The 22,690-nt window shown below is 69.5% G+C and carries 17 protein-coding genes and 1 tRNA gene; 8 read left to right on the forward strand and 10 right to left on the reverse strand.

The annotated features are described in order from the left end of the window. Positions 1–104: 104 nt before the first annotated feature. The 10 genes from Q8791_RS28410 to dnaA form a co-directional block, all read right to left on the reverse strand. Entirely contained in the window at positions 105–1,490 is a 1,386-nt protein-coding gene (locus Q8791_RS28410; RefSeq protein ID WP_330094912.1) for a Vps62-related protein, read from the reverse strand. A gap of 671 nt (positions 1,491–2,161) precedes the next feature. Beyond that, positions 2,162–2,235 (reverse strand) — tRNA-Ile (locus Q8791_RS28415). Positions 2,236–2,415: 180 nt separating this feature from the next. Next, positions 2,416–3,201, reverse strand: a complete 786-nt coding sequence (locus Q8791_RS28420; protein ID WP_330094913.1) for a DUF3566 domain-containing protein — start codon at positions 3,199–3,201, stop codon at positions 2,416–2,418. Positions 3,202–3,308: 107 nt separating this feature from the next. Next, entirely contained in the window at positions 3,309–5,939 is a 2,631-nt protein-coding gene (gene gyrA / locus Q8791_RS28425; RefSeq protein ID WP_330094914.1) for a DNA gyrase subunit A, read from the reverse strand. Between the two features lie 75 nt (positions 5,940–6,014). Further along, positions 6,015–7,952: a DNA topoisomerase (ATP-hydrolyzing) subunit B gene (gyrB, locus tag Q8791_RS28430; RefSeq protein ID WP_330094915.1), complete on the reverse strand. Its 1,938-nt coding sequence runs from the start codon at positions 7,950–7,952 to the stop codon at positions 6,015–6,017. A gap of 484 nt (positions 7,953–8,436) precedes the next feature. Continuing rightward, positions 8,437–8,925, reverse strand: coding sequence for a DUF721 domain-containing protein (locus Q8791_RS28435; protein ID WP_330094916.1), 489 nt, complete (start codon positions 8,923–8,925; stop codon positions 8,437–8,439). Between the two features lie 100 nt (positions 8,926–9,025). Then, on the reverse strand, positions 9,026–10,159 hold the full coding sequence (recF, locus tag Q8791_RS28440) for a DNA replication/repair protein RecF (protein WP_330094917.1): 1,134 nt from the start codon (positions 10,157–10,159) through the stop codon (positions 9,026–9,028). Between the two features lie 205 nt (positions 10,160–10,364). Beyond that, positions 10,365–11,267 (reverse strand): phosphogluconate dehydrogenase (NAD(+)-dependent, decarboxylating), encoded by a 903-nt coding sequence (gene gnd / locus Q8791_RS28445; RefSeq protein ID WP_330094918.1) that lies wholly within the window; start codon positions 11,265–11,267, stop codon positions 10,365–10,367. A gap of 98 nt (positions 11,268–11,365) precedes the next feature. Continuing rightward, complete coding sequence (gene dnaN / locus Q8791_RS28450; RefSeq protein WP_330094919.1) at positions 11,366–12,505, reverse strand: DNA polymerase III subunit beta; 1,140 nt, start codon at positions 12,503–12,505, stop codon at positions 11,366–11,368. A gap of 1,109 nt (positions 12,506–13,614) precedes the next feature. After that, positions 13,615–15,765, reverse strand: coding sequence for a chromosomal replication initiator protein DnaA (gene dnaA, locus Q8791_RS28455; RefSeq protein WP_407942066.1), 2,151 nt, complete (start codon positions 15,763–15,765; stop codon positions 13,615–13,617). Between the two features lie 782 nt (positions 15,766–16,547). Here dnaA and rpmH point away from each other — a divergent pair. The 8 genes from rpmH to Q8791_RS28495 all read left to right on the forward strand — a co-directional run bounded on the left by rpmH (position 16,548) and on the right by Q8791_RS28495 (position 22,591). After that, the gene (gene rpmH, locus Q8791_RS28460; RefSeq protein ID WP_013155858.1) at positions 16,548–16,691 is read left to right on the forward strand and encodes a 50S ribosomal protein L34; all 144 of its coding nucleotides are present in this window, start codon (positions 16,548–16,550) and stop codon (positions 16,689–16,691) included. A 97-nt stretch (positions 16,692–16,788) separates the two neighbouring features. After that, positions 16,789–17,277 carry a ribonuclease P protein component gene (gene rnpA, locus Q8791_RS28465; protein WP_330094921.1) on the forward strand — a complete coding sequence of 163 codons (489 nt, stop codon included), beginning with the start codon at positions 16,789–16,791 and terminating at the stop codon, positions 17,275–17,277. After that, entirely contained in the window at positions 17,274–17,588 is a 315-nt protein-coding gene (gene yidD / locus Q8791_RS28470; protein WP_330094922.1) for a membrane protein insertion efficiency factor YidD, read from the forward strand. Before rnpA ends, yidD begins: the two co-directional genes overlap by 4 nt. 28 nt (positions 17,589–17,616) lie before the next feature. Then, positions 17,617–18,561: a membrane protein insertase YidC gene (yidC, locus tag Q8791_RS28475; RefSeq protein ID WP_330094923.1), complete on the forward strand. Its 945-nt coding sequence runs from the start codon at positions 17,617–17,619 to the stop codon at positions 18,559–18,561. Positions 18,562–18,704: 143 nt separating this feature from the next. Further along, complete coding sequence (locus tag Q8791_RS28480; protein ID WP_330094924.1) at positions 18,705–19,193, forward strand: Jag family protein; 489 nt, start codon at positions 18,705–18,707, stop codon at positions 19,191–19,193. 622 nt (positions 19,194–19,815) lie between these two features. Further along, positions 19,816–20,544, forward strand: a complete 729-nt coding sequence (gene rsmG, locus Q8791_RS28485) for a 16S rRNA (guanine(527)-N(7))-methyltransferase RsmG (protein ID WP_330094925.1) — start codon at positions 19,816–19,818, stop codon at positions 20,542–20,544. Between the two features lie 158 nt (positions 20,545–20,702). Beyond that, positions 20,703–21,527, forward strand: a complete 825-nt coding sequence (locus tag Q8791_RS28490) for a ParA family protein (protein ID WP_330094928.1) — start codon at positions 20,703–20,705, stop codon at positions 21,525–21,527. Positions 21,528–21,610: 83 nt separating this feature from the next. After that, the gene (locus tag Q8791_RS28495; protein WP_330094926.1) at positions 21,611–22,591 is read left to right on the forward strand and encodes a ParB/RepB/Spo0J family partition protein; all 981 of its coding nucleotides are present in this window, start codon (positions 21,611–21,613) and stop codon (positions 22,589–22,591) included. Positions 22,592–22,690 lie beyond the last annotated feature (99 nt).

The raw sequence follows: 22,690 nt of genomic DNA on the forward strand, positions 1-22,690 counted from the left end.
GTCTCCGAGACCGCACCGCTCACCCGAGTCCCATGCCTGGCCAGGTGGCAGCGGACTCCCTTCCCCACTCGGCTGCCGCACCCCGGGATCGGGCCACCTGGGTGTTACGTCCGGGAGGACCGCTTGGTGTTCGCAGCGGCTTTGCCGGATCCCGCGGCCGCGATGGGCTTGGTGGGACTTCCGACTTCGGCAGCCTTGGCCGGGGCCGCTGCGGTGTTCGCGGACGCGGGCTCCGCCGTGGGGGCGTCGGGGAACTGGTCGTAGTGGAAGCTGTTGCCGTGGAAGGTCACCGGTTCCGCGACGAGGCTCCTGTCATCGCGCGTGACCTGCAACGTGTGGGTACCGACCCACACGGCCGCGGCGTGGTCCGCAGGCGCCTGGAGGGTGCGGGACACGGAGTGTGACTCCAGCTCCTTGACCGACCGGGCATGGGAGAAACCCAGTTCCAGACTCACCGTGCTGGTGACCGAGACGTTGATGATCCCGACCGACACACCGCTGGTGGCCGAGATCTCTAGGCCGGTGTTGACGCTGAAGGTGTTGGTGCTCTCCTTCTCGACGCCGGTGGTGACGGTGTCGGTGACGGACTGAGTGGTGCTGGTGTCGTTGTCGATGAAGCTCAGCAGGGACCAGGACACCTTGCGCTCGACCCGGTAGAACGGCGAGTTGGCCAGCTTCCACTCGGTGGACCTGTGCTTGTCCTCAACCGCGGTGAAGGGCAGCCAGACGAGGTTGGTGAGCGTCTCGGGGGTCCTGCCGTGCGGGCGGGTGCGGTCCTCCAGGGAGGGCTTAGGCGGCTTGGCGGACTTCTCCGAGGGAATCGGCAGGCACAGCACGCGCATTTCGGGCAGGAAGGTCGGCTTGTCGTGGGAGGCGTGGCCTGTGTAGGTGTTGGGCGCTATCAGGACACGGGTGCTGTCGCTGTTGTCGTAGTAGGTCGGGGGCACGTTGTTGCGCCAGACGCTCAGGGTGTGCTTGCCGCCGGCTCCCTTGTCGTCGTAGACCGGCTCGTCGGAGGCGACTGCGGGAAAAGTGAGGTCCTCGCGAACGCAGACCACGGCGTCCAGCGGAGGCTTGTCGTGGGAGTTGTCCGAGGCCACCAGGCCCATGGCCACATAGCCCTCCGGCGGCGTGGGACGCCAGAGGGCGCCCCCGTACTTGGAACCGGTGTCGGAGTCGTCCCAGACCCATTCGTAGTCGACGGGGTCGGCCAGCGCCGGCTTGCGCCCGGCCGGGGGAACAGGATGGTTCTCCCGCACACACAGGGCCACGGTGTGTTCCTTGGTCCTCTCCGGTCCGTCGTAGGGGAGGTTGTGGGTACCCCTGTCCGGGATGACCATCGTGCCGAGCCGACGGTAGTCAGGGGGGAGGTTGGGCTGCCAGAAGCTGGCCCTCCTCCCGCCCGCGCCCCTGTCGTCCCAATGCCAGCTGGCGTTGTCGACGTGGGTGATGACGAGTTCGCCGAAGACCCTCGCGTTGTAGACCACCATGGTGCTGTCACCTTTCGAGTGCCGGGGGAAACGAGGAGGATGAGGTTCCTCTGCCGCCTGGAGCGGCATGAGTTGTCATGACCCTGTGACCCTCCGCAAAACCGCCACGCACCAACAAAGCGTGATCACCAGCAAACAAAGAGTGATACGCAGTGGTATTCCTGGCCATTCACGGCGGGAATGGGGTGGCCGTATGCGAACGGGGTACGCCTCCGGAATTTGGGCCGCACAACACCTCGAGAGGTCAGTGCCAACGGGAAAGGCATCACCTCGACTGCCTCTCCGCGCCTCCCGCCGCGGGGAGGTTGCACGCCCCCACCGAATCCCCACTGCATCTGCGAACCGACGACACCGTCCGGCTGGTGACGTTCCTTCTGGAACTCAGGAGCGTGCCGACGTCGCGTACTCCGGCATGGCCGGACCGGCCCGGATGGTCACCGGGGCGCCCCCGGGCACGCCCCGTCGGGGGACGTCGGCCGGATCCGGGGCGACACGGCGCTTCGGCCCCTTGTAGACACGGCGACTCGTCGACCAGTCGGTTCGCCTCCACCGCGGGGGAGCGCCCCGTGGGCCCGGGGATTCCCCGCGCTCCCGCGGCCGAACGGCGGCCACAACAAGAAGAGCCCTGCTCTCCGACCGGAGAAGCAAGGCTCTGCTGTGAACAAGCTGTGTGGGCGTACCAGGACTTGAACCTGGGGCCTCATCCTTATCAGGGATGCGCTCTAACCGACTGAGCTATACGCCCTTGTTCCGAGGGAACTCTACCGTATCCGCGATCCCGGAGCGAACCGGATACCTGGCACGGAAGCCAAGGGAGACACGGATTCCGCGCCCCTCTTCACCTCCCATTTTACCCCTGTGCCGGAGTGCTCGGTACGCGTGCGGGCCCGGCCCTCCCAAGGAGGACCGGGCCCGCACGAACGACCTACTCGGCCTCGGACAGCGTCACGTCCACGCCGCCGACCAGGTCGGCGACCAGGTTGTAGACCATCGCGCCCACGGTGGACAGCGCCGTGATCAGCACGATGTTCAGCGCGCCGACCACACCGGTGTAGCCGAGCACGCGACCCGGCGAGAACCACGCGGCCGGGTTCAGACCGAGCTCGCCGTCACCGCCGTCACCCTCCAGGAGGGCGTCGATCATGCTGGTCAGCTCCTCGAAGACACCCAGCATCGACAGCGTCGCGTAGATGACGGCGATCGCCACGAACAGGATGATGAAACAGACCAACGAGACGACGAAGCTGAACTTCATCACCGACCAGGGCTCCACCCGGGACACCGTCAGGTGGGCCTTGCGACTGGACAAGCTCGCCTTCACGGCGCTCGGGCCCTCGGGCACCGAGGCCTTCGTATCGGTCACTGGCGTACCCCCCGCCTCAGCGCGGTTCTCCGCCACAGGCTCCTCCTCCGACGGCTCGGACGTCGTGGACGACGCGGCCACGGGGACGACGGGATCCTCGGCCTCGGCCGTGACAGCGGCCTCGGGCTCCGGCTCGGCCTCGACCTTGGTCTCGGCCTCGGCCTCGGCGGGGGCCTTCGCCTCCTCCCCGGACTCCTCGACGCCCTCGCTCGCGGGCGTCTCGGCGGTTCCGGTGGCCTCTGCCTCGACCTTGTCCCTCTCGGCCGTCTCCATGTCCCCGACCGCGGCGGTTCCTGCCGTGTCCGAGTCGGATTCGTTCGTGGTGGTGTTCCGCTGGTTGTCAGACATAGAAACGTTACCGCTGGACTTTCGTTGGGAACGGGTTATCGGCGCGCTCGGACCCCGTGGGGTTCGCGAAGCGAACCCCACGGTCCTTATCGGGCTTAACGCGCAGTCTAGGCCTCAGGGTTGCGATCCCCGTCGACCGTGTTCTCGCCCGTGTCGGTGGTGTCGGCGGCGGCCTCGGCGGCCTCCGCGACCTCGGCCGCGACGGCGTCCGCCTCGGCCTCCTCCGCCGCCTCGGCGTTGCGCGCCACGGCGACGATCTTGTTGCCCTTGTCGAGGTTCATCAGGCGGACGCCCATGGTGGTGCGGCCCGACTGCTTGACCTCCGCGGCCCCGGTGCGGATGACGCCGCCCCCGGACGTGATCGCGAAGATCTCGTCCACCTCGGGGTCGACCATCATCGCGCCGACCAGCTTGCCCCTGGCCTCGACGACCTTGGCCGTCAGGACGCCCTTGCCGCCCCGGTTCTGCACCGGGTACTGCTCGGACGGGGTGCGCTTGGCGTAGCCGTTCTCCGTGGCGACCAGGACGTCGGTCGAACCGTCGTCCGGGCGGATGACGTCCATGCTGAGCAGGTAGTCACCCTCCAGGAACCGCATGCCGATCACACCGCTGGTGGCCCGGCCCATCGGCCGCAGCGACTCGTCGGACGCCGGGAAGCGGATCGCCTGGGCGTCGCTGGAGATCAGCAGCAGGTCGTCGTCGGGGAACACCAGGCGGGCGGCGATCAGCTCGTCCTCGTCGCGGAGGTTGATCGCGATGATGCCGGCGGCGCGCGCCGAGTCGAAGTCCTCCAGACGGGACTTCTTGACCAGGCCCTCACGGGTGGCGAGCACCAGGTAGGGCGCGGCCTCGTAGTCGCGCAGCGCCATGATCTGCGCGATCTCCTCGCCGGGCTGGAACGGCAGCAGGTTCGCCACGTGCTGGCCGCGCGCGTCGCGTGCCGCCTCCGGCAGCTCGTACGCCTTCGTCCGGTACACCCGGCCCTGGTTCGTGAAGCACAGGATCCAGTGGTGGGTGGTGGTGACGAAGAAGTGCTGGACGATGTCGTCCTGCTTGAGCTGGGCGCCGCGCACGCCCTTGCCGCCGCGCTTCTGCGCCCGGTAGTTGTCGATGCGGGTGCGCTTGGCGTATCCACCGCGGGAGATCGTGACGACCACGTCCTCCTCGGCGATGAAGTCCTCCATGCGCATGTCGCCCTCGAACGGGATGATGTGCGTGCGCCGCTCGTCGCCGTACTTCTCGACGATCTCCCCGAGCTCCTCGCGGATGATGTTCCGCTGGCGGACGTCCGAGGCGAGGATGTCGTTGTAGTCGGCGATCTGGGACATCAGCTCGTCGTACTCGGCGGTCAGCGCGTTGCGCTCCAACGCGGCGAGCTTGCGCAGCTGCATGTCGAGGATCGCGCGGGCCTGGATGTCGTCGATCTCCAGGAGGTTCATCAGGCCGGTACGCGCCTCGTCGGCGGAGGCGCTGGCCCGGATGAGGCTGATGACCTCGTCGATGCGGTCCATGGCGCGCAGCAGCGCACGCAGGATGTGCGCCCGCTCCTCGGCCTTGCGCAGCAGGTACTTGGTGCGCCGGACGATGACCTCGACCTGGTGCTTGACCCAGTGCCGGATCATCTGGTCCAGGCGCAGGGTCCGCGGCACGCCGTCGACCAGCGCGAGCATGTTCGCGCCGAAGGTCTCCTGGAGCTGCGTGTGCTTGTAGAGGTTGTTGAGGACCACCTTGGCGACGGCGTCGCGCTTGAGCACGATGACCAGACGCTGGCCGGTCCGGCCGCTGCTCTCGTCCCGGACGTCGGCGATGCCGGTGATCTTGCCGTCCTTGACGAGGTCGGCGATCTTCAGGGCGAGGTTGTCCGGGTTGACCTGGTAGGGCAGCTCGGTGATGACCAGGGTCTGGCGTCCCCGGGGGTCCTCCTCCACCTCGACCACGGCGCGCATGGTGATGGAGCCGCGACCGGTGCGGTACGCCTCCTCGATGCCGCGCTTGCCGACGATGAGTCCGCGGGTCGGGAAGTCGGGGCCCTTGACCCGCTGGATCAGCGCGTCGAGCAGCTCCTCGTCCTCGGTCTCCGGGTTGTCGAGGTACCAGTTGACGCCTTCGGAGATCTCGCGCAGGTTGTGCGGCGGGATGTTCGTCGCCATACCGACCGCGATGCCCGACGAGCCGTTGACCAGCAGGTTCGGGAAACGGGCCGGGAGTACGACGGGCTCGGAGGAGCGGCCGTCGTAGTTGGGCCGGAAGTCGACGGTCTCCTTGTCGATGTCCCGGAGCATCTCCATGGCCAGCGGGGCGAGCTTGCACTCGGTGTACCGCATGGCGGCGGCCGGGTCGTTGCCCGGGGAGCCGAAGTTGCCGTTGGGGTCGACCAGGGGCATCCGCATGGACCACCACTGGGCGAGCCGCACGAGGGTGTCGTAGATGGCGCTGTCGCCGTGCGGGTGGTAGTTGCCCATCACGTCGCCGACGACGCGGGCGCACTTGAAGTAGCCGCGGTCGGGGCGGTAGCCGCCGTCGTACATCGCGTAGAGCACGCGCTGGTGGACCGGCTTGAGGCCGTCCCGGACGTCGGGGAGCGCACGGCCGACGATGACCGACATCGCGTAGTCGAGGTAGCTGCGCTGCATCTCGACCTGGATGTCGACCGGCTCGATCCGGTCGGTCACGCGCGGGAGGGCCTCAACGGTGGAGTCCGCTCCCTCGGGGGCGTCCGGGTTGTTCGCATCCGTCACGGATGTCGATCCCTTCTACGAAGCTTGCGTTGAGCGTGGTTCGCTGCCCGGGACCGCGTCCCGGGCACGGTCCCTCTAGATGTCCAGGAAGCGGACGTCCTTGGCGTTGCGCTGGATGAAGGCGCGCCGCGACTCGACGTCCTCCCCCATGAGCACGCTGAACATGTCGTCGGCCTGGGCCGCGTCCTCCAGGCTGACCTGGAGCAGGACGCGGCGGTCCGGGTCCATCGTGGTGTCCCACAGCTCGTTGGCGTTCATCTCGCCCAGACCCTTGAAGCGCTGCACCATGTCGCGCGGGCGCGGGTCCCTCTTCCCCTGGGCGATCCCGGACTCGATGACCCGGTCCCGCTCGGCGTCGGAGAAGGCGTAGCTCGCGTCGCTGCCCTTCTGGTCCCACTTGATCTTGTACAGCGGCGGCGCGGCCAGGTACACGTTCCCGGCCTCGACCAGCGGCTTCATGAAGCGGAACAGCAGGGTGAGCAGCAGCGTGCGGATGTGCTGGCCGTCGACGTCGGCGTCGGCCATCAGGATGACCTTGTGGTACCGGAGCTTCTCGGCGTCGAACTCCTCGTGGATGCCGGTTCCCAGGGCGGTAATGATCGCCTGGACCTCGTTGTTCTTGAGGATCCGGTCGATCCGGGACTTCTCCACGTTCAGGATCTTGCCGCGGATGGGCAGGATGGCCTGGTTGTGCGGGTTGCGCCCGCCCTTGGCGGAGCCGCCGGCCGAGTCGCCCTCGACGATGTAGACCTCGCACTCCTCCGGGTTGGTGGACTGGCAGTCCGACAGCTTGCCCGGGAGGGAGGTGGATTCGAGGAGGGTCTTGCGGCGGGTCAGGTCGCGGGCCTGGCGTGCGGCGACACGGGCGCGGGCGGCCTGGCTGGCCTTGGACACGACGTCCTTGGCCTCGCCCGGGTTGCGCTCGAACCAGTCGCGCAGGTGCTCGTTGGTGACCTTCTGGACGAACGACTTGGCCTCGGTGTTGCCGAGCTTCGTCTTGGTCTGGCCCTCGAACTGCGGGTCGGCGAGCTTGACCGAGATGATCGCGGTCAGACCCTCGCGGATGTCGTCGCCGGTGAGGTTGTCGTCCTTCTCGCGCAGCAGCTTCTGGTCGCGGGCGTACCGGTTGACCAGGGTGGTGAGCGCGGAGCGGAAGCCCTCCTCGTGGGTGCCGCCCTCAGCCGTGTTGATCGTGTTGGCGAAGGTGTGGACCGACGAGGTGTACGACTGGTTCCACTGCATGGCGATCTCGACCGCGATGCCGTCGCCCTCTTCTTCGAAGGAGATGATCGACGCGTGCGCCGGCTCCTTCTTGGCGTTGATGTGCCGGACGTAGTCCGACAGGCCGTCCTCGTAGTGGAAGGTGCTGACGGTCGGGCCGCCGTCGGTGTGCTCGGGCCGCTCGTCGCGGATGGTGATGGACAGCCCCTTGTTGAGGAAGGCCATCTCCTGCATCCGGCGGGCGAGCGTCTCGAACGAGAACGTGGTGGTCTCGAAGATGCTGCCGTCGGCCCAGAAGGTGATCTGGGTGCCGGTCTCGTCGGTCGCCTCGCCCTTGATGACATCGCCCGTCGGGGCGGTCATCTCGTAGTGCTGGCGCCAGACGAACCCGTCCTTGCGGATCTCCACGTCCAGCGCCGTGGACAGCGCGTTGACGACGGAGACGCCGACGCCGTGCAGGCCGCCGGAGACCGCGTAGGACTTGTCGTCGAACTTGCCGCCGGCGTGGAGCGTGGTCAGCACGACCTCGACGGCCGGACGCTTCTCCACCGGGTGGAGATCGATCGGGATGCCGCGGCCGTTGTCGGCCACCCTCACCCCGCCGTCGGCCAACAGAGTGACCTCGATGGCGTCGGCGTGACCCGCCATCGCCTCGTCGACGGAGTTGTCGACGACCTCGGAGACCAGGTGGTGCAGGCCCCGCTCTCCGGTTGAACCGATGTACATTCCGGGGCGCTTGCGGACTGCCTCAAGACCCTCGAGAACCGTGATTGAACCTGCGTCGTAGGCCAACTGGGAACACCCTCCTGCTGGGGACGCCTGCCGACCGTGGCCGAGCGGACGACGGTAAGCCCGCGACACGGGGATCGGAGGGTCGACGTGCCGCGACACCTGGGGGATCACCGTTAGCCGCATGGGCCGTCCGCCCACCCTCTACTGGGGGCGTGGTACCGGCTACAGGCGTCTGAAGAACCGTCTCCATGATACCCCGCGCGGTACGACAAAGTGGCATTGGCGGCCCTGTGCCGCATCACAGCGAACGTTCAGGGAGGGAGCCGACTCCCTACACGCGGGAGGGGTCTCCCGCAAGTCCCGGCGCGCTTCAGTGGCGTTGGGAACGGCGCCGGACCGGCATCACCCGCACCGGTCCACGCACCCGCACCCCGTACCCCCGGCAGCACAGCACCCCCGGGGAGAACGCGCTCACCTGCGACTATCCACAGCCTGTGGACAGACGGGAGGGCATCCACGCCCTCGGGAGGCGGGGGAGGGCGGTTCAGCGACGCCGGAATCCGGGACCTTTGACCTTGATCGCGACCACGGTTCCGTCGCCCAGCTCCTCGTTGAGGCGGCGCATCAGGTCCCTCACCATCGCCCGCGCGTGGGCGGCCATCGTGGGCGAATCCGCCACCACGACCAGTTCGCCCTCCGCATAGCTCTCGGGGCGCAGGTGTTCCGCGTTGAACTCGCCCACGATGTCCGACCAGCGGCCGAACACGCCACCGATCGCCACCTGCTCCTGCCACCCGTGCTCGATCAGCCAGGTCCGGACAGCCTCGCCGAACAGCTGGGGCTCGTTGCGTGACCGCAACCGGCCACGCCGCCGCGAGCGCTGGGAGCCGCGGGGCACGGCGCCGCGGTCCCGCGCCTCGGCCTTGGCCCGCGCGAGCGCCTGCCGCGCGAGGTCGGCGCCGGACGCCGTGGGCTCGGCGGGGACCGCCGGGGCGGCCGGGACGGGGTCGGGGGAGTGGCGTGCTTCGTCCACAGGCTGTGGACGAAGCACACCCTGCCCGAGGGCCGACACCCCCGCCCCCGGGTCCGAGCCGGGGGATCCGCGCTGCGCGTCCACAGGCTGTGGATGGCGGTCACTCACCCTCGACGGCCCCCTCGCGCACTCCGAACCGCGCGCCGTCCAGCTCCTGGGGGATGTCGTCGGCGACGGCGGCCGTCACCAGGACCTGCTCGGCGTCGCGCACCCGTTCGGCCAGCCGGCGGCGCCGCTCGCTGTCGAGTTCGGCGAACACGTCGTCCAGCATCAGCACCGGGTCGTCCCCGTCCTCCCTCAGCAGCTCGAACGCGGCGAGCTTGAGCGACAGGGCGTACGACCAGGACTCGCCCTGGCTGGCGTACCCCTTGGCCGGAAGGTCCCCGAGCTGGAGGTGGAGGTCGTCGCGGTGCGGCCCCACCAGGCTGATCCCGCGCTGGAGCTCCTTGTCGCGCGACTCCGCCATGGCCGCGCGGAGCACGTCCGCGAGCTGCGGGCGCCCCTCGGGGAGCCCGGTTCCCTCCGCCGACGCGGAACTCCGGTAGTGGGGGACGGCGGGCCCGCCCGAGTCGGTCAGCCCCGCGTACGCGGCACCGATCCTCGGACGCAGCTCCTCCACCAGGGCCAGACGCGCGGCCAGCAGCTCCGCACCCGCCTCGGCCAGGTGGTCGTCCCAGACCTCCAGCGTGCTCAGATCGGGCGCGGCACGCTGCTTGAACATGCGGGTGGAGGCGGACTTCAGCAGCGCGTTGCGCTGCTTGAGCACCCGGTCGTAGTCGGAGCGGACCCCCGCCATGCGGGGCGTACGGGCCACCAGGAGGTCGTCCAGGAAACGGCGCCGCTCACCGGGGTCGCCCTTGACCAGGGACAGGTCCTCCGGCGCGAACAGCACCGTGCGCAGGATCCCCAGGACGTCGCGCGGCCGACCCGCGGCGGCCTGGTTGATCCTGGCCCGGTTGGCACGGCCGGGGTTGAGTTCCAGGTCCACGACCATGGACCGGTCGTCGCGGACCACCTTCGCCCGGACGATCGCCCGGGGCGCGCCCTGGCGGACCAGCGGGGTGTCGGAGGAGACCCGGTGGCTCCCCAGGGTGGCCACGTAGCCGATCGCCTCGACGAGGTTGGTCTTGCCCTGGCCGTTCGAGCCGACGAACACGCTCACGCCCGGCGCGAGTTCCAGCAGCGCGGACTCGTAGGAGCGGAAGTCGGCCAGTTGCAGGTGGGATACGTACATCCGGCCTTCCTCCTGGTGCGGGAGCGCGGACAACGGGCGGGGAAGGGTGCGGTGGTCCCGGGCACGGGAGCGCGTCCCCGGGGAGGAGTGCGGTGCGGGCGCGTCGCGCCCCGGGCCGCAGCCCGGCACCGGTCCTGTGCGCGGCGGTCGGCACGACCGTGCCGGGGCGTGCGCCGCGGGACCGGGGCGGGAGGGTGGACGGGCTCTAGGGCTCGTCGTGGTCGTCGGCGGCGCCGGCCTTGGTGACGGCGTGCCCGCCGAACTGGTTGCGCAGCGCGGCGACGACCTTCATGGAGGGGCTGTCCTCCTGGCGGGACGCGAACCGGGCGAAGAGCGCCGCGGTGATCGCCGGGGCCGGGACGGCGAGGTCCACGGCGGCCTGGACCGTCCAACGGCCCTCACCGGAGTCCTGGGCGTAGCCGCGCAGCTCAGCCAGGTCGGGGTCCTGCTCCAGGGCCCGGGAGAGCAGGTCGAGCAGCCACGACCGCACGACCGTGCCCTCGCGCCAGCTCTCGAACGTGCCCGGCACGTCGTCCACGACGTCCGAGGCGGCCATGAGCTCGTAGCCCTCGGCGAAGGCCTGCATCATGCCGTACTCGATGCCGTTGTGGACCATCTTCACGAAGTGGCCCGCACCGACGCCGCCGGCGTGCACGAAGCCGCCGCCCTCGTCGGGGGTGAGCGCGTCGAAGACCGGGCGCGCCCGCTCGATGTCGGACGCCGCGCCGCCGACCATGATGCCGTAGCCGTTCTGTCGGCCCCAGACGCCTCCGCTGACACCGGCGTCGACGTAGCCGATGCCTCTGGCCGCCAGTGACTCCGCGCGGGTGCGGTCGTCCACGTAGTGGGTGTTGCCGCCCTCGATGACGAGGTCGCCCTCCTCCAGGAGACCGCCGAGCTCGGCGACCGTGGCGGAGGTGGGATCGCCCGCGGGGACCATCACCCAGACGGTGCGGGGGGCGGCCAGCCGGCCGACCAGCGCCTCCAGGGTGTCGACGTCGCGCTCGTCGGAGGCGACGTCGTAACCGACGACCTCGTGGCCCTTCTCCCGGAGCCGGGCGGCCATGTTGCCGCCCATCTTGCCGAGACCGATCATGCCGAGCTGCATGGTTGTACTCCCCTTCGCCACCTGTGGATGGACGCCGACCGGCCCGGGCGGAAGCCGCGGGCCGGTCGGCGGACGCCAGTCAATCGAACCTGTCCGGATCAGCCGGGCTGACGCACCGGCATGATCAGGTAGCGGTACTCGGGGGCCGAGCCCTCCTCCGCCGGCTTCCCGGTGAGGATCGACGGCTTGGTCGAGGTGGTGAAGTTCATGCGGGCGACGTCGGTGCCGATGGCGCCGAGCCCGTCCAGCAGGAATCCGGAGTTGAACGCGATCTGGATGTCGTCGCCGTCCAGATCGGCCTCCAGGACCTCGACGGCCTGGGCCTCCTCGCCGGTACCGGCTTCCAGGACCAGCTGGCCCTGGGTGAAGGAGAGTCGCAGAGGGGTGTTGCGCTCGGCGACGAGCGAGACGCGCTTGACCGCCTCGATGAACTCGGCGCGTCCGACCTCGGCGACGGAGTTGAACGTGTCCGGCAGGAGCGCCCGGTACTTCGGGAACTCGCCGTCCAGCAGGCGCGAGGTGGTGCGGCGGCCGCCGCCCTCGAAGCCGATCATGCCCTCGCCGGAGTCGCTGCTGGCGAGCGCGATGGAGATCTCGGCGCCGGAGGTCAGCGACTTGGCGGTGTCGTGGAGCGTCTTGGCCGGGACCAGCGCGACCGCGGAGAGGTCGGGGTTCTCCGGCTTCCAGGTCAGCTCGCGCACGGCCAGGCGGTAGCGGTCGGTGGAGGCGAGCGTGATCGTCTCGCCCTCGATCTCGACGCGGACGCCGGTGAGCATCGGCAGGGTGTCGTCACGGCCGGCGGCCACGGCCACCTGGCTGACGGCGGCGGCGAAGGCGTCGCTGCCGATGGTCCCGCTCACGCCGGGCATCTCCGGGAGCGTGGGGTAGTCCTCGACGGGCATGGTGTTCAGCGTGAACTTCGCGCTGCCGCCGGTGACGACGACCTTGGGCCCGTCGGTGGCGATCTGCACAGCCTGTGGAGGAAGGTTGCGGGTGATCTCGGCGAGGAGCTTGCCGGTGACCAGGACCTGGCCGGGCTCCTCGACGTCGACGTCGACCGCCGCCTGGGTGGAGACCTCGTAGTCGAAGCCGGACAGGCGCAGCTGCTGCCGGCCCTCGAACTCGCCGGCTTCCAGAAGGATGCCGACCAGGACCGGCACCGAGGGGCGCGTCGGCAGTGTGCGCGCGGTCCAGGCGACTGCCTCAGCCAGTACGTCGCGTTCGACCCGGAACTTCACTTTCCGACTCACTTTCCGCACGACCGGCGTACCGGTCGAAGCCTCAACGTTGCAGCTCGTGGGGTGTCTGTGGGTCCGCCGGAGTGCTCCGTCGACAGGGCTGTGGACAGCGCCTGGGAGCCGGCTCGGATCCCGTAGGGGTCACCGCTCGGATGTGGGCGGCGGAGGACAGGGGCGAGACCACACGTTACCCGGATTCCTCCCCTGCCGCTGACAGCTCGGCTCCGGTCTGTCGTCGCTCTCGTCTCGGGCCTTTGTCCACAGATTTTCCGCGAAGCTGTTGTGAAGCCACACTTTGGTTAATGAAGGTGCGCAGTAGTAGTAGGGCCTGTGGATAGTGTGGATAACCATCGTTGCTGCAGGTCAGACCGCGAATTTCTGTCCACAGGTCCTGTGGGTAACCCTGTGCGTAACTCAAGGTCCCTGTGGACAACCAGAGGCCCCTTCTGGTTGTCCACACCGCGTCCACAGGTTCGTCCACAGGTTTTCCCCAGGTTCTCCACAGCCGGGCGGGGTGTGGAAGCGCGAGGGCCCCCGTGGGCGTCCACAGGGAAGGGGTGGGTTACCCACAGCTTCGGCGCGGTTGTCCACAGCTTGTCCACAGAGTTGTCCACAGATTTCGACCCCCTCTTGTGGATAACCTCCGCGAGAATCCGTCAAAGTTTTTTTCCGCCTCCCCCCACAGACCTCCCGAACACGGACAAAGAGTCTGTACACAGGTTTTTCCACAGGCACTCTCCCCGACATGCCCCGTGATCAGGGCCGGAGCGGCATCCGAGACCGCCGGGCGCCGGTGTGGGCATGGCAACAGAGGGCCGCGAGGCCCGGGAACCAGGGGAAACGGAGAGTGTCGCGGACGAACCGCGCCCGCGGTGCCAGGAGGGGCGAACCGCCCGAGGAGGGGTGTTCGCGCACACAAGCCTGTGGATAACTCCGCCGGGGGCTCGTGGACGGGCGCTGGAGGCCGACATGTCGCCACGTCGCCTTGTGGACGGATCGCCTTGTGGACAGGGCGACATGTCCGCGGGACGGCGTGCGGGCCCGGCGGGGGCGGGCACGACGGAGGGGCCCACCGTCCGGTGGGCCCCTCGACGGTCGCGGAACGCGGCTCAGGTCAGCGAGGGCTGGTCCTTGATCCGGCTGGTGAGCTCGTGCACCTGGTTGTAGATCGACCTCCGCTCGGCCATCAGCGCGCGGACCTTGCGGTCGGCGTGCATGACCGTGGTGTGGTCGCGACCGAACTGCTGGCCGATCTTGGGCAGCGACAGATCGGTCAGCTCCCGGCACAGGTACATGGCGATCTGCCTGGCTGTGACCAGGACCCGGGAACGCGACGTCCCGCACAGGTCCTCGACCGTCAGGCCGAAGTAGGCGGCCGTCTGGGACATGATCGCCCCGGCCGTGACCTCAGGCACCTCCGTGCTGGGCACCAGGTCCCGCAGCACCTGGCTGGTGAGGTCCAGGTCGACCGACTGCCGGTTCAGGCTCGCGAAGGCGGTCACGCGGATCAGCGCGCCCTCCAGCTCGCGGATGTTGGTGGAGATCTTGCTGGCGATGAACTCCAGCACCTCCGGCGGGGCGGCCAGGCCCTCCTGCGCGGCCTTCTTGCGCAGGATCGCGATCCTCGTCTCCAGCTCGGGCGGCTGGACGTCGGTGAGCAGGCCCCACTCGAACCGGCTGCGCATACGGTCCTCCAGCGTGGTCAGCTGCTTGGGCGGCCGGTCGCTGGAGATGACGATCTGCTTGTCGGAGTTGTGCAGCGTGTTGAAGGTGTGGAAGAACTCCTCCTGCGTCTGCTCCTTGTTCTCCAGGAACTGGATGTCGTCCACCAGGAGCACGTCGATGTCCCGGTAGCGGCGGCGGAAGCCGTCCGCCTTGCCGTCCCGGATCGAGTTGATGAACTCGTTGGTGAACTCCTCGGAGCTGACGTACCGCACGCGCGAGCCCTCGTAGAGGCGGTGCGTGTAGTGCCCGATGGCGTGCAGCAGGTGGGTCTTGCCGAGCCCGGAGCCCCCGTGGATGAACAGGGGGTTGTAGGCCTTGGCGGGCGCCTCGGCCGCCGCGACCGACGCGGCGTGCGCGAAGCGGTTGCTGGAGCCTATGACGAAGGTGTCGAAGGTGTACTTGGGGTTCAGCCGCGCGTGCTCGCCCGGCGGGACCTCCGGCGAGCGCCCGGGGGGCGGTGACGGGGAGGGCGGGTTCGGCCGCGCCGACGCCCGGACCGGCTGGGGCCGCTGCTCGGGGGCGGGCTCCGGGGCGGCGGGGGCCTGGTGCGCCCCGTCCTCGGGCGCCGCGAACCGCTCGGGCTCGACGGCCGGGCCCCGCGGGGTCTCCCAGCGGTTGGGCTGGTCCCAACCGGGGCCGCTCCAGCTCTGCTGCTGCCACGACTCCGGCTCCCGGTGGCGCTCCCTGGCGGAGGGCTGCTCCCACAGGGGGGAGGTCGGCGTCTCCTGCGGGGTCGCGAACGTCTGCTGGACCCAGGGCGCCGGAATGTCCTGGGCCGTGTACGCCTGGGCCCCCTGGCCGTCCTCTGCGGCGCCGTGGTCCGGGTGCGGGGCGCCGTGGTCGGGGGCCTGCCCGGCCGGGTGGGGCCGGGGGCCGGCGCCGCCGTCGCGCGGGTAGGCGTCCGCGGGCGGGGTGGGGCCGAGCAGGTCGGCTCGTGCGGCCTCCCCCGTCGGTCCGGCGGGCCACGGCTGGTGGGCGGCCTGCGGCGCAGGGGTGTGGTGGGCGCCCGCTCCCGCGGCGGCGTCCCCGGTTCCCGGTCCGGACGGCGGGTTCACGCCCTCCGGGAGCCCGCCCGGCTGCGGCGCGGCGGGGCGCGCGTGCTGGCCCCTGGGCGGCCCGGGCCGTGCTTGCGGGGCCGACCCGTGGGGCTCCGCGGGGGCCGTCGGCGAGGACGACCCGGCCGAGGCCAGTCCGGGGGTGCCGGGGGAGAAGGTGTGCGCGCGCTCCGACTCCACGCCTCGCGCGGCAGGGTGACCGTAGGACGCCGGGGCCACCGGGGTGGGCGGCGGGGTCGGCACGGCGGTCGGGTCGACCGTCACCGCGACCCGGATGTCCCGGCCCAGGTGGGCGGAGAGCGCCTTGCTGATGGCGGGGTAGAGGCGCGTCTCCAGCACCTTCTTGGTGAACTCGTTGGGCGCCGCGATCAGCGCGGTGTCCTCGATCAGGCCCAGTGGACGGGTCTGCGGCAGCCATGCCCTCTGGTGCGCTGGCAGGGAGTCGTTGTCGATCCCGTCCAACACGCTGGACCAGACCATTGCGAGGTTGACCTGTGCGTCAGCCAAGGTGACCTGCCATGGGTGCTGTCCCTTCGGTGCGGATCTGTGCGGTGCGGGTGGAGCGGGAGGGGACGGGCGATCGGGGAGCCTGCGGAGTGCCGTCGGTCATGCACCCGCGGGGGCCGGAGGCCTCGGGGAGCGACTTCCCATTGTCCTCCCCCCGGGGTAGTGCCGGGGCAGGGGAACGCGGTGGCGTAGGCGTTTCGGTGTGGTTTGTGCTTGTGGACAACCTCACTGCCAGGGAGTCGCCGCGAGGACGGCCACGACGGGGTATCCACAGATCCGGGGCGTTGTCCACAAGTTGTCCACAGGTTTATCCACAGGATGGCAGATCTCTGTGCACAGTGCAGAGTTATCCACAATCAGCAGGTCAGGGGATGTGTACGCGCGTCGGGCCCGGGGTCGGCCGTCGCGGGGGGCGGCGGCGCCGGAAGTTATCCACAGGCTGAGGTTATCCACAGGGGCGGGGGTGTGTGGAAGCCGGAGGCGCCTGTGGACAACAAGTTGTCCACAGGCTGGTGGCGTGCGGGGCGTCGCGCGGGGGAGCGGGGCGGCCGTCGCCCCGGAGACCGCCCGGACGGCCCGCCGACAGGTCTGATTTGACCGCGACCGCACCAGGTCATATCTTCTTTATGCTTATGCCGATCATCTGCCTGCGCACCTGTCATCACGGTCGCGCGGCTGCGGTTCATGCACCCTGAGACCCCGCATATCCTGGGGGTCCGTCGTAGTACTTTCCTGACACGCCCCTGGAGCCAGTAGTGAGCAAGCGTACGTACCAGCCGAACAACCGGCGTCGCGCGAAGGTCCACGGCTTCCGGCTGCGCATGCGTACGCGCGCCGGTCGCGCCATCATCGCCTCGCGTCGTCGTAAGGGGCGCGCGGCGCTGACCGTGAGCCACTAGGCCACGCTCAGCCCCAAGTTCTTCGGGACCGGTCCGGCCTTCTCGCCGGCCGGTCCCTTTTTCGTGGGGAGAAGTCCCGACACCCGGAGGAGCGCGGATGCTGTCGCCGAGAAACCGGATGCGCCACAGCGCCGAGTTCGCCTCCGTCATGCGCTCCGGTCGGCGCTCCTCGCGCGACGCCGTGGGCGTCGCCTACCTTCCGCCCCCGCCCGGCGCCGCCGATCCGGCGGCTCCCGCGGACCCGCCGCGCGTCGGTTTCGTCGTGAGCAAGGCGGTCGGGGGAGCGGTGGTGCGCAAGCGCGTCCAGCGCAGGCTGCGCCACGCCATGCGGCCTCTCTTGGCTGTTCTGCCAAACGGTAGCCTGCTGGTAGTGCGTGCCAAGCCCGTCGCCGCCTCCCTGCGGCAGGGGGACCTGGCCTCGCAACTCGACAGCGCGATCGCCGCGGTGATGCGTTCCCGTGGATCGTCGTCGCGTCGTCGGCGCGGCCGCGGTGGACCCCGGCCGCCCGAGGCGGACCCGGTGAAGAGCGAAACAGCAGGGAACCGCCGCCCGGACGAGGGTGGAGAACGGTGGGCGAGCCGATGACCGAGCACAGACCGACGGCGTTCGCGCGTGTGCTGATCCTGCCCATCCGGGGCTACCAACGCTTCATCAGCCCGCTCTTCCCCCCGGTCTGCCGTTTCTACCCTTCGTGCAGTACGTACGCCGTCCAGGCGCTGCGCGTGCACGGAGCCCTCTACGGGTCGTGGCTGGCGATCAGGCGGATCGGCCGTTGCCACCCCTTCCACCCGGGGGGTCTTGATCCGGTTCCGCCGCCCAGAGGGCGTCGGAGCGAGGAGTCCGAGGAGTCTACGGGCGAGGCCGGTCACGCCGGAACCGCTCCCGGGGACCAGTAGCTGAACCGAAGCAAATAGGAGTTGGCCGGTGCTGGACTGGCTTTACAACATCGTCGGCTGGATCTTGGTCCAGATCCACGCGGGTCTGACCTTCGTCGGCCTCGACACAGACAGCGGTTGGGCCTGGGGCCTGTCCATCGTGCTGCTCACCGTTCTCATGCGGCTCCTGCTCGTCCCGCTGTTCGTCAAGCAGATGAACACGCAGCGGAAGATGCAGGACATCCAGCCGAAGATCATGAAGCTGCGGGAGCGCTACAAGCACGACCAGCAGCGGCTCCAGCAGGAGTCCATGAAGCTGTACCAGGAGAGCGGTACCAACCCGATCATGGGTTGCCTCCCGCTCCTCCTCCAGATGCCGGTCTTCTTCGCGCTCTTCAGCGTGCTGCGGAGCGTCGCCGAGGGCAACGTCCAGTACAACTTCACGCCGGAGCTGGTGGAGAGCGCCCGCCAGGCGCTGATCTTCTCCGCGCCGATCGCCGCGCAGTTCAACAGCTCCCCCGAAGAGCTGATGGCCCTGGGCGCCACCAACCCGATCATGGCCAAGATCATCATCGCCATCGCCTGTGTGCTGATGGGGACGACGACCTTCCTCACCATGCGTCAGAGCATGAAGCGCAGCATCTCGCAGATGCCTGACAACCCCATGATGCAGACCCAGAAGATCATGATGTACATGGCGCCCCTCTTCGGGCTCTTCGGTCTGGCGATGCCCGTGGGTGTGCTCGTCTACTGGGTGACCTCCAACGTCTGGACGATGGTCCAGCAGCACTTCCTCTACCGGAAGCAGCCCCTCCCCGGACAGGCCGACGACAAGGCCAAGGGCGGCTCCGCGCCCAGCGGCTCGGCGAAGGGGATGCTCGGCCGAAAGAAGGCCGCCGAATCCGCTCCTGAGCCGGAGGAACAGCCTAAGATCGAACGCAAGCAGCCGAAGAAGCAGTCGCGTTCCAAGCGCTCCGGTGGCGGATCCCAGTAGGGTCCTCCCTGCTTCGCGTCGGTTGCGGAGACTTTCGAGTGCGCAGGCGACAATGCCCCTGAGGCGTACGACGGCCAGGGCGTGATGGATGAGGAGACGGGATCGCTGTGGGCAGTAGCGAGGAAGAGAACGGTGGAGTAGCGGTGGCTGAGGCGCCTGAGACCGGAGTCGATGTCGAGGCCCTGGAGAACGAGGGCGACATCGCCGCGGACTACATCGAGGGACTCCTCGACATCGGGGACTTCGACGGCGACATCGACATGGACGTCGAGGGGGACCGTGCGATGGTCTCCGTGGTGGGGTCCACCCTCGACGAGCTGATCGGTGAGGACGGCGAGGTCCTGGAGGCCCTCCAGGAGCTGACCCGTCTGGCCGTCCACCGCGCGACGGGTGAGCGCAGCCGGCTGATGCTGGACATCGGCGGCTACCGCGAGGGCCGCCGCAAGGTGCTCTTCCAGATCGGAACCGAGGCTGCCGACAAGGTCAAGGAGTCCGGCGAGATCTACCCGCTGGAGCCCATGACGCCGTTCGAGCGCAAGGTCGTGCACGACGCCGTCGCCGCCGCCGGGCTGCGCAGCGAGTCGGAGGGCGAGGAGCCCAACCGCTACGTCGTGGTGCATCCCGCCTCGTAGGGGAGCTTCCCCCGTGGGGGGTGACGGTGTTTCACGTGAAACACCGTCACCCCCTTCTTTTGTGCGGTCGGTTCCGTGCGTCCGAGGCCTGTCCGCGGTACCGCCCCCGGGAGTCCTCAGTGCGACGGAGGGGCCCTCGGGCGCCTCCGTCGGCGCGGACGTGTGCTCCGGGGCCGGCCGCCGTCCAGTGTCCCGATGGGCGCCGCGGTGGAGGTGTCGTCCCCCCGGGGCGGGCGTCCTCGGGGCGGGCGTCCCCGGGGCGGGTCGGCTTGTCGACACGTCGCCCGGTCGCGGTGTCGCCACGTCGGCGTGTCGACGTTTCACGTGAAACGGTGGGGGAGGCAGGTCGGGGCAACGAGAATGTTTCACGTGAAACACGCGCCATCAGGGGCGCCGCGGGAGAGTGGGGGCGCGCCGCGACACGCGCACGGGGGCGGCTCCGCGTGAAACCCTGGTGCCGCCCGCACGTAGGATCATGAAGGATCTTTTCTCATGCGCGCGGAACAGCGATCCGCAGCGCGGATCTCCCTCGCCGACCGAAGCCGCGCCGCGCGCGGAGTCCCGGGTGCGGCGGACCGAGTATGGAAGTGACGATGGACGAGTTCCGACAGGTGGGTGACCGATGACCTCGGATGTTGAGGACCCCGGTGCCGCGCTACCCGCTGCCCCCGTGCAGGCGGAGGCGGTCTTCGGTGACTCCCTGCCGAAGGCGCGGCGCTACGCCGAACTGCTCGCCGACGACGGGGTGCGCCGTGGTCTGATCGGCCCGCGGGAGGTGCCGCGCCTCTGGGAACGCCACCTCATCAACTGCGCCGTCGTGGAGGAACTGATCCCCGAGGGCGCCGAGGTCGTGGACATCGGCTCGGGTGCCGGGCTCCCCGGTCTGGTGCTCGGACTGATGCGCCCCGACATCCGCATGGTCCTCCTGGAGCCGCTGCTGCGCAGGACGGTCTTCCTCGACGAGGCGGTCGAGCTCCTGGACCTGCCCAACGTGGTGGTGCGCCGGGGGAGGGCCGAGGAGGCGCACGGGGAGCTGCTGACCGATTTCGTGACGGCTCGCGCGGTCGCGCCCCTGCCCCGGTTGGCGGGGTGGGCGCTCCCGCTTCTGCGCAAGGGCGGCAGCCTGTTGGCGCTGAAGGGGGAGCAGGCGGAGGCCGAACTGGCCGCCGGCCGGGAAGACGTTTCCCAAATGCGGCCTAGCGTTAGCGATGTGATCAGGGTGGGGCGGGGTAAAGTCGATCCCGCTACCACGGTCGTTCGCGTCACGGTGACATCCGACGGTGGTCCGCCCGCGTCAGCAGGTTCCCAGAAGACGCGGGGCGGCAAGAAGAAGCGCGGACGGAAGAGGTGAACTCATTCGTGCCCCAGAACCAAGCCGACAACGCCGATGTTTCACGTGAAACATCCCCGGGCGCCTATGGAGATCTGCTCGGTGATTCACGTGAAACACCGACCGAGACCGACTACGGCGTCCCCGACACCCCCCTCGCCCGTGCGGCCCATGCGGCCATGGCGGTCCGCGGGCACGACGAGGCCTGGCCCCGTCCCGCGTCCTGCCGGGTGATCGGCGTCGCCAACCAGAAGGGCGGCGTCGGCAAGACGACCACGACGGTGAACATCGCCGCTGCCCTGGCGATGCACGGACAGCGGGTCCTCGTGGTCGACCTCGACCCCCAGGGCAACGCGTCCACTGCACTCGGGATGGAGCGCGACACGCAGACGCGCTCCATCTACCACTGCCTGGTCGAGGACGAGGAGATCCGCAAGCTGGCCCAGCCGGTTCCGGGCATCCCCAACCTGTGGTGCGCCCCGGCCACCATCGACCTGGCGGGCGCGGAGATCGAACTGGTCTCCCTCGTCGCGCGCGAGGCCCGGCTCAAGCGGGCCTTCGCCGCGTACGACACCGAGGACCTGGACTACATCCTCATCGACTGCCCTCCGTCTCTCGGCCTCCTCACGGTCAACGCGATGGTGGCGTGCGACGAGGTGATGATCCCGATCCAGTGCGAGTACTACGCCCTGGAGGGTCTCGGGCAGCTGCTCCGCAACGTGGAGCTCGTCCAGTCCCACCTGAATCCCGGGCTGGCCGTCAGCACGATCCTGCTGACGATGTACGACGGCCGGACCCGACTCTCGCAGCAGGTCGCCGACGAGGTGCGCTCGCACTTCAAGGACACCGTCCTGGACACGCTGATTCCCAGGAGTGTCCGGGTGTCCGAGGCGCCGAGCTACGGCCAGTCGGTGATGACCTACGACCCGGCGTCCACCGGGGCGGTCGCCTATCTGGAGGCCGCCCGGGAGATCGCCCACCGGGCGCGGGGGATCACCGGCTGACGCCGGATGTTTCACGTGAAACACGGTCACCGCCCGCCCGGTGGGGCCGGGCGGAATCACAAGAAGTGTGGAGGGAGTTGCCGGTGAGCCAGCAGCGGCGCGGTCTGGGCAAGGGACTGGGGGCGCTGATCCCGCAGGGGCCGCCCGCCCCCGCCCCGGTGGAGAGAGAGCGGGAGACGACACCGCCGCCCGCGCCGGAGCCGGTGGAGGCGAGCACCACGACCGCGGTGCCCGGTCCGGTGGAGATGCCGGACGGGACGTACCTGGAGGAGGTCAAACTCTCCGACGTACGGCCCAACCCCCGCCAGCCCCGGAAGTACTTCGACGACGAGGCCCTGGAGGAGTTGCGGGAGTCGATCGTCGAGGTCGGCCTGCTCCAGCCGGTGGTCGTCCGCAAACTGCCGGTCGGCTCGGAGGTCGGTTTCGAGCTGATCATGGGGGAGCGGCGTTTCCGGGCGAGCAAGCTCGCGGGACTCGAGCGCATCCCGGCGATCGTCCGCAGGACGGACGACGACGAACTCCTCCGGGAGGCGCTCCTGGAGAACCTCCACCGGCAGCAGCTCAACCCCCTGGAGGAGGCGGCCGCGTACCAGCAGATGCTGGACGACTTCGGCACCACGCAGGCGGAGCTTGCCCACCAGGTCGGCAAGTCGCGCTCGCACATCACCAACACGCTGCGTCTGCTGAACCTCCCCGGCAAGGTGCAGACGCGTGTGGCCGCCGGCGTACTGAGCGCGGGGCACGCGCGTGCGCTGCTGGGCGTGGACGACCCCGAGCTGCAGGACCGGCTCGCGGGCCGTGTCGTCCAGGAGGGGATCTCGGTCCGCTCGTTGGAGGAGATGGTCGCGCTCCGGGAGACGCCGGACGACGACCGCCCCCGCCGCGCCTCGGAGCGGATCGCCAACTCGCCCCAGGTGGACGAGTGGGCGACGCGTCTCTCCGACCGCTTCGACACCACGGTCAAGGTCCAGATGGGCCGGAAGAAGGGCAAGATCGTGGTGGAGTTCGCGACGCCCGAGGACCTGGCGCGCATCATCGACCAGATGGGCGCGGAGAACCTCTGAGCGTCACCTGACCGGTCCCCGACGGCGGTGTTTCACGTGAAACACCGCCGTCGGACTGTTCCGCCGCCACCGCGGGCGAGCGTGTTTCACGTGAAACAC

This window comes from Nocardiopsis codii (assembly GCF_036327455.1).
GTDB classification, from domain to species: Bacteria; Actinomycetota; Actinomycetes; order Streptosporangiales; family Streptosporangiaceae; genus Nocardiopsis; species Nocardiopsis codii.

Excerpts from the sequence above, each read along its gene's own strand:
- rnpA (WP_330094921.1), top strand. The coding sequence starts at position 16,789 with ATGCTGTCGCCGAGAAACCGGATGCGCCACAGCGCCGAGTTCGCCTCC.
- recF (WP_330094917.1), bottom strand. The coding sequence starts at position 10,159 with ATGTACGTATCCCACCTGCAACTGGCCGACTTCCGCTCCTACGAGTCC.
- Q8791_RS28420 (WP_330094913.1), bottom strand. The coding sequence starts at position 3,201 with ATGTCTGACAACCAGCGGAACACCACCACGAACGAATCCGACTCGGAC.
- yidD (WP_330094922.1), top strand. The coding sequence starts at position 17,274 with ATGACCGAGCACAGACCGACGGCGTTCGCGCGTGTGCTGATCCTGCCC.
- rsmG (WP_330094925.1), top strand. The coding sequence starts at position 19,816 with ATGACCTCGGATGTTGAGGACCCCGGTGCCGCGCTACCCGCTGCCCCC.
- dnaA (WP_407942066.1), bottom strand. The coding sequence starts at position 15,765 with ATGGTCTGGTCCAGCGTGTTGGACGGGATCGACAACGACTCCCTGCCA.
- Q8791_RS28410 (WP_330094912.1), bottom strand. The coding sequence starts at position 1,490 with ATGGTGGTCTACAACGCGAGGGTCTTCGGCGAACTCGTCATCACCCAC.
- Q8791_RS28490 (WP_330094928.1), top strand. The coding sequence starts at position 20,703 with ATGGCGGTCCGCGGGCACGACGAGGCCTGGCCCCGTCCCGCGTCCTGC.
- gnd (WP_330094918.1), bottom strand. The coding sequence starts at position 11,267 with ATGCAGCTCGGCATGATCGGTCTCGGCAAGATGGGCGGCAACATGGCC.